Raw genomic sequence first — 14,703 nt, forward strand, 5'->3', positions numbered from 1 at the left:
TGGTGTAATCTGCGTGGCTGCACGGGATTGCGACTCGATGAAACGGAAATATTACCCCACGCTGTGGGCAGGATTAATGCTGTTGGCGCTGGCGTTTTCCGCCATCTTGCCGGGCGCCGCGCACGCGCGCGCCGAGCCCCTGCATCTGAACACGCAACTGCGGCAGGCGGATGCGGCGGGTCACCTGGAGCGCCTGGACGACCCGGGCGGCACGCTTTCCGCCAGCCAGGCGGCCGAGGCCGCTGGATGGGCCGGGATGCCCGCCGCCCTGAGCGCGGGTTTCACGCCGTCGACCGTCTGGCTGCGCCTGCCGGTGGTGGTGGACGATGTCGCGCGCGGGGGATGGATGCTGCGCCTGAGCAATTCGCTGCTGGACGACGTGCGCATCTACGTTGGCAAGGATGGGGGCTGGTCGTTGTTGGGGCACAGCGGCGAAGACGTGGCGCGGCGTGACTGGCCCGTGGATTACCGTAGCCCGGTGATCCAATTCGACCCGCCGGCCCCAGGCTCATACGTGATCCTGGCGCGCCTGCAAAGCAAAAACGCCCTGGCGACGCGTCTTGAAGTCTGGCAACGCCTGGCGTTCGACAACCAATCGCGGCGCGAAGGTTTGTTGTTCGGGCTGTACTTCGGCTTTTACCTGCTGCTGATCTGCGTCCACGCCGTATTCTGGTGGGCCACGCGCGCGCCCATGAGCGGCCTGTTCCTGGCCTATATCGGCAACTGCGTCTTCAACGAAGTGATGTCGCTGGGCCTGGTGCAGCAACTGACGGGCCTGCCGGTCGCGTGGAGCGACCGGATGCTGGGCGTCGGCATCGCCGTCAGCCTGCCCGTCGCGCTGCGTATCGCCTTTGCCCAGCTGAATCTTGCCGCGCTGTATCCGCGCTTGGTGCGCGGCATGGAGGCGGTGTTCTGGGGCATCGCAGCCGTGTGTGCGACGCTGGTGGTGTCGGGGCATTATTCGTGGGGCATGCCGCCGGTGCAGTTGCTGGCCCTGTCGGTGATCGTGGGGTTTACGGCGCTGGCCTGCTACCTGCTGAAGAAGGGGTGGCGGCCGGCGCGCTTCTTCGCATTGGCATTCGGGGTGTTCTATCTTGGCGTGCTGATCGCGTTCCTGCGCAACCTGGGCGTGCTGCCGGTCAATGTGTTCACGGAGTATGTGTCCACGCTGGGCACGATGTTGCATATGCTGTTGCTGAGCTTGTTCATCATCGGCAGGCATGAACGGCAGCGACGCGACAATGAACGCCAGCAGGCAAACCTGGCGGCGGACATGGCGCGCCAACACAGCCATCGGCTGGAGCGCGAGGTGGCGCTGCGTACCGCTGAAATGCAGAGCGAGATCCAGCGCCGGGTTGCACTCGAAGACGAACTGCGCGCCTCGCTGGAACAGGAGCGCCGAGTGTTCGCCGAGCAACGCGAATTCGTGGCAATGGTGTCACATGAATTCCGCACGCCCCTTGCCATCATCACGACGTCGGCGCAGCAACTGGGCCGCAATCTGGCCGCGCCGGTCGAGAAAAGCCTGGCGCGCTGCGGCAATATTCGTGATGCCGCCATGCGCCTCCTGGCGCTGGTCGATGAATACCTGACCCATGACCGCATGCGCGAACCCAGCGCCGAACTGCGCCTGACGCAATGCGACCTGCTGGCGTTGCTGGCCGACCTGGACCGCGAGTTTCCCGCCGGCCGCATCCAATGCATCTATGGGGCGGGCGAGCATGTCCTGCTTTGCGACGCGGGCATGCTGCGCATTGCGTTGCGCAACCTGCTGGCCAATGCGGACCGTCACTGCGCGGCGGGCAGGGCGGTTCGGGTCACGCTGCGGGAAGAGGGGGGATTCATGCACATCAACGTGGCGAACTCCGGTGACCGCATCGCGCCGGTCGAGCAGGCGCGCTTGTTCCAGAAGTACTACCGGGGCCCGAACGCCTTGCGCCATCCGGGGGCGGGCCTGGGACTCTACCTGGTCAGGACGATCGCCGAGCGGCTGGGCGGTACGGTGTTCCTGAAGAGCGCGGGCGGGGTTGAACCGGTCTGCTTCTGCCTCAGCCTGCCACGTCACCCGATCGGATCGGCGCCCCAGGCACTTACCCAGGAATAGGCCGTCCCGGTTGTCGACAGCCGACAATCTGTTGCATAAAAGCATCTTTATGTTTCTGGTATACGGGAGCCAAGCTGCTGAATATCGTTCATTTCCTGTCTATTTCGTCGTTTTCCCCCTTTTTATCGAAAGAAACACCTCAAGTTTCAGACTTGCTTAGATTTGCTCAGATTTGAGGACTCAATCATCGGTATATTTCAGCAGCGAAATTTACAAATTGTGACGCTGCCTGATTCAGGAATATCCGATGAAAAAGCCTTCCCTCAACCACGTCTATCGCTTGGTCTGGAACGACGCCTTGGGCGTCTATGTGCCGGTTGCCGAATTCGCCAGCGCGCGCCGCAAGCGCAGCGGGTCGGCCGCTGCCTTGACGGCGGCGCTGCTGCTGTCCGGTCCGGCACTTGCCGCGGACCTGCCCACGGGCGGCAACGTGGTGGCAGGGGCGGGGTCGATCACCCAGAACGGGGCGGCCATGACCATCAACCAGCAAACCGGCAAGATGGCGGTGGACTGGCGGAGCTTTTCCATCGGCAAGGGCAGCAGTGTCACGTTCAAGCAGCCCGGGCGGGATTCGGTAGCCCTGAACCGGGTGCTGGGCCCCGACGTGTCGGTAATCCAGGGGGTGCTGAACGCCAATGGCCAGGTGTTCCTGGTCAACCCGAACGGCGTGGTGTTCACGCCGACCGCGCAAGTGAACGTGGGCGGCATCGTTGCCAGCACGCTGAACATCAGCACGCAGGATTTCCTGGCGGGCAACTACAAGTTTGAAGGCGCCAGCAGCAACGCCATCATCAACCAGGGCAATATCACGGCGGCCCCGGGCGGCAGCATTGCGCTGATCGCGGCCAAGATCACCAACACCGGCAACCTGACGGCAGACAAGGGTAACGTCCTGCTGGGCGCGGGCAGCCGCGTCAAGCTGGACCTGGGCGGTCCGGTCAAGATCGAAGTGGAGCAAGGCGCGATCGACGCGCTGATCGAGCAAGGTGGCGCCATCCGTGCCGACGGCGGCACGGTCTACCTGACGGCCAAGGCCGCGGGCGACCTGGCCAGCACCGTTATCAACCATACGGGCATCACGCAGGCCAAGACGCTGTCCACGGGTGAGAACGGCAAGATCGTGTTGCTGGGCGACATGGTCAACGACCGCATCGCTGTGGCTGGCACGCTGGACGCCAGCGCGCCCAACGGCGGCAAGGGCGGGTTTGTCGAAACGTCGGCGGCCAAGGTGTCGGTGGCGGCGGGCGCGCTGATCACCACCAAAGCGGTCAGTGGCCAGCATGGCTCGTGGTTGGTCGATCCGACGGACTTCACGGTAAGCGCGAGCACGCCGGCGCAGCCGGACAGCGGCATTGACGCGGCTACGCTGTCGGCCAGCCTGGATAACGGCAACATCGAGCTGAGGACCGTTGACGACGGCTCGCAGGCTGGCAATATCAACGTGAACGCGGCGGTGAAATGGAGCGCCAACACGAAGCTGACGCTCAGCGCCCACGGCGATGTCACCCTCAACGCGCCGATCACCGCCACGGGCGCCGAGGCTGGCCTGGAGTTGAATCTGGGCGGCTTCAAGCAGCGGGGATACGCGACCGGTGGCGACTATTCGGCCAACGCACCGGTGACGCTTAGCGGTGCGCAGTCAACGTTCATGGTCAACGGACAGGACTACACGCTGTTGCGTTCGGTGCAGGACATCCAGTCGATGGGTAAGCCGGGGTTTGGCTACTACGCGTTGGCGCAGGACCTCGACCTGAAAGGCACTACGTTCTCGAACGCGCTGGTGTCGGACCTGCGCGGCACGCTGGCCGGCCTGGGCCATACCATCGACAACCTTACCATCAGCACGACGAATGGCGGCTACCTGGGGTTGATCGGCACCATTACCGCGGGCAGTGAAGTCCGCGACCTGGCGGTGACGAATGCCACGATTACCGGCAGTGGCGATATGGGCACGCTGGCGGCCAGCAACCAAGGCACCATCCGCAACGTGTCCGCATCTGGCAGCGTCACGGGAGGCTCGTCGTTGGGCGGCTTGGTCGCCAGCAACAGCTCCGTGATCACGGGTTCCCACGCGCGGACCACCGTCACCAGCACGTCGAAGGGCTATTTCCTGGGCGGCCTGGCAGGTAGCAACGGCGTGGGCGCAACGATCGACAACGCTTACTCGACGGGCGACGTGTCCGGCGGCAACTCCGACACGGGAGGCTTGGTTGGCGTCAACAGCGGCACGATCAGAAATGCCTATGCCACCGGCAACGTGACCGCTGCGGCAGATGGCCTGGGCCTTGGCATTGGCGGTCTGGTCGGGTCCGCGCGGGACAACAGCGTCATCTCGAATGTGTTCGCAAGCGGACGCGTCGAAGGCGTCAACCGCACCGGCGGCGTCGTCGGCATGTTCTCGGGTGCGGGCATTGTCCTGGAAAACGCACGGTGGGATGCCACGACCACGGGTCAGGCGAACGCCACGGGGTTGGACGCCGGGGGCACGGTGACGGGTACCGCCGCAGTTGGCAACGCCTTCTCTTACGCTTCCTATGCCAGCCTGGGAACCTGGTCCCAAGTCCCGGGTTCGAACAATGTCTGGGTCGCCAAGGATGCGGCGGGCAAGGCGCAGTGGATCATGATCGAAGGGCAGACGCGCCCCTTCCTGGCAAGCGAGTACAGCCTGGCGGTGTCCAATGACCACCAGTTGCAGCTGATGTCCTATGACGTGAATGCCGGCTACAACATCGTCCGCGACATCGATGCCAAGGCGACGGGCGCCGTCGGCGGCGGGATGTGGAACGTGAGCGGCTTCAGCCCGATCGGCAACGGCGCGCTCTTTGGCGGCAGCCTTGACGGCCACGCCCACACGATCTCCAACCTGACTGTTGGCAACTCCAGCCCCTTCTCGGGAATGTTCGGGATCATTGGCGAGACGGGCGTGGTGCGAAACGTGGGCCTTGATAACGCGGTGGTGGCGGGCTTCATTCAGTCTGGCGCGCTGGCGGCGGAGAACCGCGGCACCATCGATAACGTCTATGCCAACGCCAAGGTGACGTCGCCGGGCCTTGGCAACGGGGTGGGGGGGCTGGTGGGGCTGAACCGCGGCACCATTTCGAATGCCTATACCTCGGGAACGGTGTCCACCACTGGTCCCATGATGGGACAGGTGGGGGGTATGGTCGGCAACAACTTCGGGTCGATCAACAAGTCATATTCCACATCCAAGATCAACACCATCATTCCGTTCCCGGGCAATGGCGCCTTGGTCGGCACCAACACCGGCAGCGTGAACGACAGTTTCGCAGCCAGCACGGACGCTGCGGGCAGCCCGGCTTCCGTCATGCCCCTGCAATTGATCGGCTCGAACGGCGGCGCCGTGAACGCGACCAGCGGCATGAAGACGTACGCGCAGCTGACCCAACTGTCTACGTTCAAGGACGCCGGCTGGGACATCGATAACGTGGGCGGCACGGGAACGACGTGGCGCATGTACGAAGGCAGTGCAACGCCTTTGCTGCGCGGCTTCCTCAAGCAGGTCACGGTCAGCCTTGCCGACAAGGTCTATGACGGCCAGGTGAGCGGGGGCGTCGGATACACCACGTCCCGGCCTGGCGCGGAGCTGGGCGGCAGCATCAGCTACACCGCCAACTCGAAAAACGCCGGCACCTACCGCCTGGCCGACGGATCATTGATCGTCAATGGCGGCCTGTATTCCAACCGGCAAGGCTACGACGTCATCTATGCCGATGGCCTGAGCCTGAACGTCCTGAAAAAGGGCGTGTCGATGGACGTCACGGCCGACGACAAGACGTATGACGGCAGCACTAATGCCGTCGTACGTGGCCAGGCCGGCACGGGCGTGATCGCGGGCGATAGCCTGGCCGCCATCGGCGTGGGCAACTTCTCGGACAAGAACGCGGGGGCGGGCAAAACCGTTACGGTTGGCGGCATCACGCTGACCGGCATGGATGCCGGCAACTACTTCATTACCTCGGTGACGTCGCCCACCGCCACGGCAACCATCACCGCCAAGACGCTGACCGGCCAGCTGGCGGCCGGAAACAAGGTCTACGACGGCCTGACCAACGCGACGATTTCGGGGAAGATCCAAGGCGTCCTCGCCGCGGACCAGATCTACTTTTCGGCGAACTTCGCGGACAAGAACGTGGGGCAAGGCAAGCAGGTCGCGATCGGCCTGCTGGGCGCGGACGCCGGCAACTATGTGCTGGGCAGCGGCTTGGCGAGCAGCACCGCCAACATCACGCCCAAGACCCTGACGGGCGTCGTCACGATTTCCGACAAGGTGTATGACGGCACGACCAAGTCGGATGCCGGCGCCTATATGACGGGTGGCCTGGTGCTGGGCGACGACGTGCAGATCTACGGTGCGGGCACCTTCCTGGACAAGAACGTGGGCGTGGACAAGACCGTGTCCACGCGCGGCACGTTGTTGGGCGCCGACGCCAACAATTATGAGGTTTCGGTGAATGCGACCGCCACCGCGTCCATCACGCCCAAGGCCTTGACCGGTGCGATCACCGCCGCTGGCAAGACCTATGACGGCACGCGGGATGCGGTAACGTCGGGCCAACTGACGGGTGTCATCCAAGGGGATGCGGTCGCGTTGGCAAGCACTGGCCTGTTCGCCGACAAGAACGCGGGCGTGGGTAAATCCGTCGCGTTGAGTGGTTCGCTGCTGGGCGCCGATGCCGGCAACTACACGGTGTCGTACAACGGCGTCACGACGGCCACCATCTCTCCCAAGGCGCTGACCGGCGCCATCACCGCCGCCGGCAAGACCTATGACGGCACGCTGACGGCCAACACGGACGGAACACTCACGGGCAAGATCGCCGGCGACACCGTGAGCCTGTCGACGACGGGCGCCTTCACTGACAAGAATGCGGGGGCGGGCAAGCAGGTCAACGTCAATGGCATGCTGGCGGGCGCCGATGCCGGCAACTACACGGTGACCTACAACGGCACTACCACCGCCGACATCGCGGTGCGTCAGTTGACCGGTGCGGTGGGCGCACTGGACAAGGTGTATGACGGTTCGTCGGGGGCGTCGGTCACGGGCGTGAACAGCCTGAACGTTGTGTCGGGCGACCTCTTGAATGTCGGTGCCAGCTTCAGCGACAAGAACGTGGCCAACGGCAAGACGGTGGCCTATGTGCTGGCTGGGGCGGACGCCCGCAACTACGCGCTGGGCAATGGCGTCGCCAAGGGCACGGCCAGCATCACGCCGGCGACCCTTGCCGGCGCCATCACGGCGGCGGGCAAGGTCTACGACGGCGGCGTTTCGGCCACCACCCAAGGCAACATCTCGGGGGTGATCCTGGGCGACGTCGTCGGCCTGTCGACCACCGGCGCATTCGCGGACAAGAACGTCGGCAACGGCAAGACGGTGAACGTCGGTGGATCGCTGACGGGCCTGGATGCGGGCAATTACATCCTCGCGGCCAATAGCACCACCACCGCCAACATCACGCCCAAGACGATCACGGGCGCGCTGACGGCGGCCGGCAAGGTCTACGACGGCTCGCGCAATGCCGCTGCCACCGGCACGCTGAACGGCGTGGTGCAGGGTGACAGCGTGACCGTCAATGCCACGGGCCGGTTCGGCGACAAGAACGTCGGCAACGGCAAGATGGTGATGGTCAACGGCGTCCTGACCGGCGCCGATGCGGGCAACTACCTGCTGTCCGCCAACGCCACGACGCTGGCCAACATCACGCCCAAGGCCTTGACGGGCGCGATCACGGCCGCCGGCAAGACCTATGACGGCACCACCGCCGCTGAAACCGCCGGTTCGCTCAATGGCGTGGTCCAGGGCGACGCCGTTGCGTTGGCGACGATGGGCGCCTTTGCCGACAAGAATGCCGGCGTGGGCAAGCAAGTCAACGTCAATGGCACGCTGACCGGCGCGGATGCCGGCAACTACACCGTCAGCGCCAATGGCACGGCGGTCGCCACCATTACGCCGAAGACGATCACCGGCGCCATCACGGCGGCGGGCAAGGTCTACGACGGTTCCGTCGCGGCCAGCACGTCGGGTAGCCTGGCTGGGCAGATCCTGGCCGATGCCGTGGCGCTGTCGACCACCGGCGCATTCGCGGACAAGAACGTCGGCAACGGCAAGACGGTGAACGTCGGCGGTTCGCTGACGGGCGCCGATGCCGGCAATTACACGTTGGTCGCCAATACGACCGCCACGGCCAACATCACGCCCAAGGCGATCACGGGCGCGCTGACAGCCGCTGGCAAGGTGTACGACGGCTTGCGCGATGCCGCCACCACCGGCACGCTGAATGGCGTGGTCCAGGGCGACAGCGTGGCCGTCAATGCCACAGGCCTGTTCGGCGACAAGCATGTCGGCAATGGCAAGCTTGTGGTGGTGAACGGCGTCCTGTCGGGCGCTGACGCCGGCAACTACCTGCTGTCCACGAACACCACGACGCTGGCCAGCATCACGCCCAAGGCGCTGACAGGGGCCATCACGGCCGCCGGCAAGACGTACGACGGCACGACGACGGCCAGCACGACGGGTACGTTGAACGGCGTGGTGTTGGGCGATACGGTCGCGCTGTCGACCAGCGGCGCCTTCGCAGACAAGAATGCCGCCATCGGCAAGCGCGTGAATGTCAACGGCATGCTGACCGGCGCGGATGCAGGCAACTACACGGTCGCCTCCAACGCCACGACCACGGCCACGATCTCGGCTCGCCAGTTGAACGGCGCGCTGGGCGCGCTGGACAAGGTCTACGACGGCGGCACCGGCGCAACGGTCACCGGCGCCGATGCCATCGCAGGCATCATCGCTGGCGACGCCTTGGGCGTGGCCGGCAATTTTTCCGATAAGAACGCGGGCGAGGGCAAGACAGTCGCCTTCGCATTGACCGGCGGCGATGCCGGCAACTACGTGCTGAACGCCGCCGATGCACGCGCCGCCATCGCGCGCCGGGTCCTGGGCGTGGAAGGCACTACCGTTGCGGGCAAGACCTACGATGGCAACGCGGCGGCGCAGGCGTCCGCGGGCGCGCTGACCAACCTGGTCGCTGGCGAGACCCTGGGCGTGGCAACGACTGCAACGTTCGACAACGCCAACGCCGGCAATCGCAACGCCAACGTGCGTTATTCGTTGGCCGACAGCGACACCGGCCTGGCCGCGAACTACGTGCTGGCGGATACGCAGCATCGGGCCGTCATCGACCGTCGTGCAATCACCGTCGTGGCAGACGACAAGACCAAGCGCTCGGGTGATGCGGATCCGGCGCTGACGTGGCGTATTACGCAAGGCAACCTGGTCGGCAACGACGCGCTGGCCGGCGTGCTGAACCGCGCAGCGGGCGAGACGGCGGGCAATTACCTGATCGGCGCGGGTGGGCTGTCCAATGCCAATTATCTGATCGCGGCGCAGGACGGCACGCTGACCATCAGCAACGCGCTGCAGCCCGATCGCCGCCGCGATTCAGCCGTATCGACGGCGCAGGGGCAGGATACGAGCACGCAACCGGCGCCGAACGCGGGCCAGGGCGCACGCAGCATGCAGGGCCCCGCGCAGGTTCTGGTTATCGATGGCGGTATCCGCCTGCCGGAAGGCGTTGTCCAGGGCGGTATCTGATCCCGGTCCCTGATACCAGCGACGCCACGACTTATCCGCTTGCCGGTTGCCCATTGCCCTTCGGGGCTGGGCAGCCGTTCCGAACACCCGATTCCCACAAGATCATGACGCAAGTTTCATTTTTTGCACGTCCGCACTACCTGGTTCTGGCGCTTGCCGCGCTGCTGCCTGCGGCGGCGTCCGCGCAGCAGATCCCCAATGCGGGGCGCATCCTCCAGGAACAGGCAACCGAACCGCAGCCGCCGGCCCCGTCGCCAGAACTGAACCTGAGCAGCCCCGTTCCAGGCGCCGCCGCGCCGGGTGGCCCACAGGCCAGCGTGACGCGCGTGGAGCTGAACGGCAACCAGGCGTTCTCATCCGAGCAGTTGCTGGCGCAGCTGGGCGCCTACCAAGACAAGGCGTATGACCTGGCAGGCATGCAGGGGCTGGCGAATCAGCTGACGCGCTATTACCACGACGCCGGCTATCCGTTTGCGCGGGTCTACCTGCCGGCGCAGGGGCTTGAGAACGGTGTGTTGCGCCTGCATGTCGTCGAGGGCCGCTACGGCCAGGTCAAGGCCGAAGGCGATGCGGCGCTGGCGGCTCGGGCCCAGTCCTACCTTAGCCCGCTGAAATCCGGCGATATTATCGAAAGCGCCTCACTGGAACGCGCGGCGCTGCTGCTGTCCGACCTGCCCGGCGTCAACGTCAGCCCCATCATGCGCCCCGGCCAGCAGATGGGCACGGGCGATCTGGCGGTACAGGTGGCGCGCGGCGATCGCGTGAACGGCAGCGTCGGCCTGGACAACCAGGGCAACCGCTACACCGGCCAGTACCGCGCCAATGCGGCCTTGTCGATCAATAGCCCCTTCATGCTGGGTGACCAGATCACGCTGCGCGCGCAGCGCACCAGCGAAAACCTGAACTACGGTGACGTCGGATACAGCGCACCGCTGGGCAGCTCGGGCCTGCGCGGCCGCGTCGGTTATGGCTATACCGGCTATGAACTGGGCAAGGAATTCAGCGACCTGGATGCGCACGGCAGCGCCAAGGTCGCCAGTGTGGGCTTGAGCTATCCGTTGATCCGTTCACAAAGCCGCAACCTGACTATCGGCATTGATTTCATGCACAAGAAGCTGCGCGACGACTATCGCGCGGCGGAGATCGACCAGAACAAGTTCAGCAACAGCGTGCCGATTGCCGCGCAATTCGATGTACGCGATAGCCTGGGCGGTGGCGGGCTGACATACGGCGCGTTGAGCTGGACGCCGGGCACCTTGAAGCTGGACGGAAATCTTGCCGCCGCCGATAGCCTGACCGCGAATTCGGCGGGCCACTACAGCAAGTTCAACCTTGACATCGCCCGCCTGCAATCCGTGTCGTCGCGCTGGAGCCTGTTCGGCCGGTTCAGCGGCCAGTGGACCAATGACAACCTGGATTCGTCCGAAGACTTCGGCCTGGGCGGCCCGGCAGGCGTGCGCGCCTATCCCGTGGGCGAAGGCTATGGCGACCGCGGCTGGCTGGCCCAGCTGGAAGTCCGCTATGCCGCGGGCGCCGTCACCCCGTTTGCGTTCTACGACGCGGGCCGGGTCGAAATTTCTTCCCATCCGTGGCATGCCGGCGAGAATTTCCGCCGTATCGCCGGGGCGGGCGTCGGCGCCCGCGTTGCCGTGGGCGGCTGGCGTGGCGAAGCCACGGTGGCATGGCGCACCGATGGTGGCCCGCCGCAGTCCGACAGCCGGGATCACAAACCCTTGCTCTGGGTAAGCGCGCAGTATTTGTTCTAAGCCAGCGCGCCGGCTTGGGCCCCTGTCTTCTCCCGGAGGCAGGGGTTTTTTTTGCGCTGCGTCATCGCGTCAGGGAATATTCAGCCAAGACGGCTCTTGTTACGCATTCGCAGGCCATCCGTGTAATACCCGGTTCTCGGGCCGGGGGCTTTTCCATAAACTACCGGACCGTCCCGGTATCGACGCCGGATAACGATCCCCATAACGAGAACGCCATGAGACAGTTCCTTCCCACCCTGGGCGCCGCCCTGGTCATGTCGCTGGGCACGCACGCCGCGTTGGCCCAGCAAGCGCCCGCTGCCGCGCCGGCTGCGGCGGCCACCGCCGCTGCCGTTCCCCGGGACCCTTTCTTCTGGCTGGGGGAAATCAACAAAGCCACTGCCGTCATCAACACCGATGAAGGCCTGCTGGACAAATCCATCGCGCCGCGCCTGGCGGCCGGGGTCGCCAAGGTGATCAGCGACGGCAACCAGCCGGGCGCCAAGCGTCCCGCCAGCGTCATCACCTTCGAACCGTTGCTGATCAAGGCGGCGGGCGAAGACGTGACGTTGCTGCACGCGGGCCGCTCCAGCCAGGACATGCACGCGACCTACCGCAGCGCCATCCTGCGCGACAAGCTGCTGGAGCTGGCCGACCAGTTGAACAAGACGTCCACCACGCTGATCGAACTGGCCGCCAAGCACGCCGGCACGATCGTGCCGAACTACACCAATGGCGTGGCCGCGCAGCCCAACAGCTATGGGCACTATCTGTTGGGCCAGGCCGCGGGCCTGGCACGCGACGCCCAGCGCATTCGCGAAGCCTACGCCCGCATCGACCGCTCGCCCATGGGCACGACGGTGCTGAACGGCACCAGCTGGCCGCTGGACCGCAAGCGCATGGCGCAATACCTGGGCTTCGAGGCCCTGGTCGACAACGCCTACGACGCCTCGCAGATCTCGTCGATGGATCAGCCGGTGGAAGTGGCGTCGATCGTCACCAGCATTGCGCTGCGCACCGGCAACTTCGTCGAAGACGTCATGACGCAGTACGCGCAGTCGCGCCCCTGGATCCTGCTGGAAGAGGGGGGCGGCAATACCTACGTGTCCAGCGCCATGCCGCAAAAGCGCAACCCCGGCCTGTTGAACGACACGCGCAGCGACGCGTCGACCGCCGTGACGCTGGCGATGGGGCCTGTGATCCAGACGCACAACATCACGCCGGGCATGAGCGACCCCAAGGACGTGAAGCAGAACTCGGCGATGGTGGACAGTGGCATCTCGGCGCTGAAGCGTTGGGACCGTGTGCTCAAGGCCATGGTCATCAGCCCGGAGCGCGCGCTTGAAGAACTGAACAGCGACTGGACCGCATCGCAGGAGCTGGCCGACGTGCTGATGCGCAAGTACAAGCTGCCGTTCCGCGATGGGCACCACTTTGCCTCAGAGGTGGTGTCCTACGCGAAGGCCAACAATATCAAGCCGCTGGACTTCCCGTATGAGCAGGCTCGCCGCATCTATGCCGATTCCATGAAGGACTCGAAGTACGGCAACGAGTTGCCGATGAGCGAAGCCGAATTCCGCTCGACGCTGGACCCGGTGGCCATCGTGAAGAACCGCGCCACCAGCGGCGGTCCCCAGCCCGCCGAAATGGATCGCATGCTGAAGGCCGCGCGCGAGCAATTGGCGTCGCAGGGCAAGTGGATCAAGGAACGCCGCGATCACATCGACAAGTCGCTGGCGGACCTGGACAAGCAGTTCGACACGCTGGCGGCCAGCGCCCCGAAAGGGAAGTAAGCGCGGGGCGACGCTGTCAGCCGACGGCGTCCAGCACGCATCCGCGCAGCCACCGATGGGCGGCGTCGCCGTCCATGCGCGGATGCCACAGCATTGACACCGTGAACGCCGGCATCGCGAAGGGCAGGGTGAAGGTGTGCATCCCTGCCCGCAGGCTGCCGGTGTGCCGTTCGGGCACGGTGGCGATCAGGTCGGACCCGCGCGCCAGCGCGAGCGCCGTCGAGAATCCGCCGGCGATGGTGGCGATAGCGCGTTCGCGGCCGTGCGAGGCCAGCGCGTCGTCCACCGGCCCTTTCTGCAGATTTCGGCGAGATGCGAGGACGTGTTGCGCGGACGCATAGCGGGCCAGCGTCACCTTGCCCTGGCTGAGCGGATGCCCGGCACGCATGACACCCACGAAGCGGTCCTGGAACAGCGCGCGCGTGCGCAGTTCGGGGCTGGCGTTGTCGCTGACGATGCCTGTTTCCAGGTCCACGGCGCCTTCGCGCAGCGGCGCGCTGTCCTTGTCGGTCTTTTGCACGAAACGCAGCCGCACGCCGGGCGCCTCGGCGCGGGCGCGGACCAGCAGGGCCGGCCCGAAATTCTCGGCGAAGCCGTCGCTGGTGCGCAGCGTGAAAGTGCGCGCCAATTGCATCAGATCAAGCTGCGTGGCCGGGCGCAGCACGGATTCCACGTCTTGCACCAGCACGCGGACACGGTCACGCAATTCCAGCGCCCGGGGCGTGGGCACCAGGCCGCGGCCGGCGCGCACCAGCAGCGGGTCGCCGGTGGTTTCGCGCAGCCGCGCCAGCGCCCGGCTCATGGCGGACGGGCTTAATTGCAGGCGGCGGGCGGCGCGCGCGACGCTGCCTTCGGCCAGCAGAACGTCCAGGGTGATCAAGAGATTGAGGTCGGGGGTGGCCATGCTGCAAACGTAGCACGGTTGGCGTGCCGTGGCAGGTTTTGATAGCGCGTCTGGTGCAGGTATTTAGTGCAAATGCTGCGTCTTCCGCCAGGTCCGGGCAACGCCTAGGATGTGTGCAGGGCGTCGCGTCGGCGTCCGAAATTCTTGCAGGCCAGCCCATGCGTACCGCCGTTCCGCCGAATTCCCCCGTCCGCCCCTCTGTGCCGCTGTTGGCCTGCTTGTCGGTGTCGATGCTGCTGCCCGCCCTGGGCACCAGCATCGCCAACGTTGCGCTTCCGGCGCTGGCCCAGGCCTTCGATGCGCCGTTCCAGGCGGTGCAATGGATCGTGCTGGCGTATCTGCTGGCCATCACCACGCTGATTGTCAGCGTCGGCCGCCTGGGGGATCTGGTCGGCCGTCGTCGGTTGATGCTGGCCGGAATCGGTTTGTTCACGGCGGGGTCGGCGCTGTGCGGCGCCGCGCCGTGGCTGGGAGCATTGGTCGCCGCGCGGGCCGTGCAAGGGCTGGGCGCGGCAATCATGATGGCGTTGACGCTGGCGTTCGCCAGC

The 14,703-nt window shown here is 65.6% G+C and carries 6 protein-coding genes; 5 read left to right on the forward strand and 1 reads right to left on the reverse strand.

What is annotated here, in order from left to right:
* The first annotated feature begins 37 nt into the window (after positions 1–37).
* The 4 genes from ACE039_RS26800 (at position 38) to ACE039_RS26815 (ending at position 13,251) form a co-directional block, all read left to right on the forward strand.
* Positions 38–2,104: a sensor histidine kinase gene (locus ACE039_RS26800; RefSeq protein WP_485823812.1), complete on the forward strand. Its 2,067-nt coding sequence runs from the start codon at positions 38–40 to the stop codon at positions 2,102–2,104.
* Positions 2,105–2,351: 247 nt separating this feature from the next.
* Positions 2,352–9,713 (forward strand): YDG domain-containing protein, encoded by a 7,362-nt coding sequence (locus tag ACE039_RS26805; RefSeq protein WP_485823813.1) that lies wholly within the window; start codon positions 2,352–2,354, stop codon positions 9,711–9,713.
* A 104-nt stretch (positions 9,714–9,817) separates the two neighbouring features.
* Complete coding sequence (locus ACE039_RS26810) at positions 9,818–11,479, forward strand: ShlB/FhaC/HecB family hemolysin secretion/activation protein (protein ID WP_485823814.1); 1,662 nt, start codon at positions 9,818–9,820, stop codon at positions 11,477–11,479.
* Between the two features lie 215 nt (positions 11,480–11,694).
* On the forward strand, positions 11,695–13,251 hold the full coding sequence (locus ACE039_RS26815; RefSeq protein WP_485823815.1) for an argininosuccinate lyase: 1,557 nt from the start codon (positions 11,695–11,697) through the stop codon (positions 13,249–13,251).
* Positions 13,252–13,267: 16 nt separating this feature from the next.
* Here the strand turns inward: ACE039_RS26815 and ACE039_RS26820 are convergent, their stop codons facing one another.
* Complete coding sequence (locus ACE039_RS26820; protein WP_485823816.1) at positions 13,268–14,155, reverse strand: LysR family transcriptional regulator; 888 nt, start codon at positions 14,153–14,155, stop codon at positions 13,268–13,270.
* Between the two features lie 158 nt (positions 14,156–14,313).
* On the opposite strand from ACE039_RS26820, the gene ACE039_RS26825 reads away from it, so the two are divergent.
* A partial coding sequence (locus ACE039_RS26825) for an MFS transporter (RefSeq protein WP_485823817.1) occupies positions 14,314–14,703 on the forward strand: 390 nt, incomplete at its 3' end.

It is taken from the genome of Achromobacter maghribensis (genome assembly GCF_057334215.1).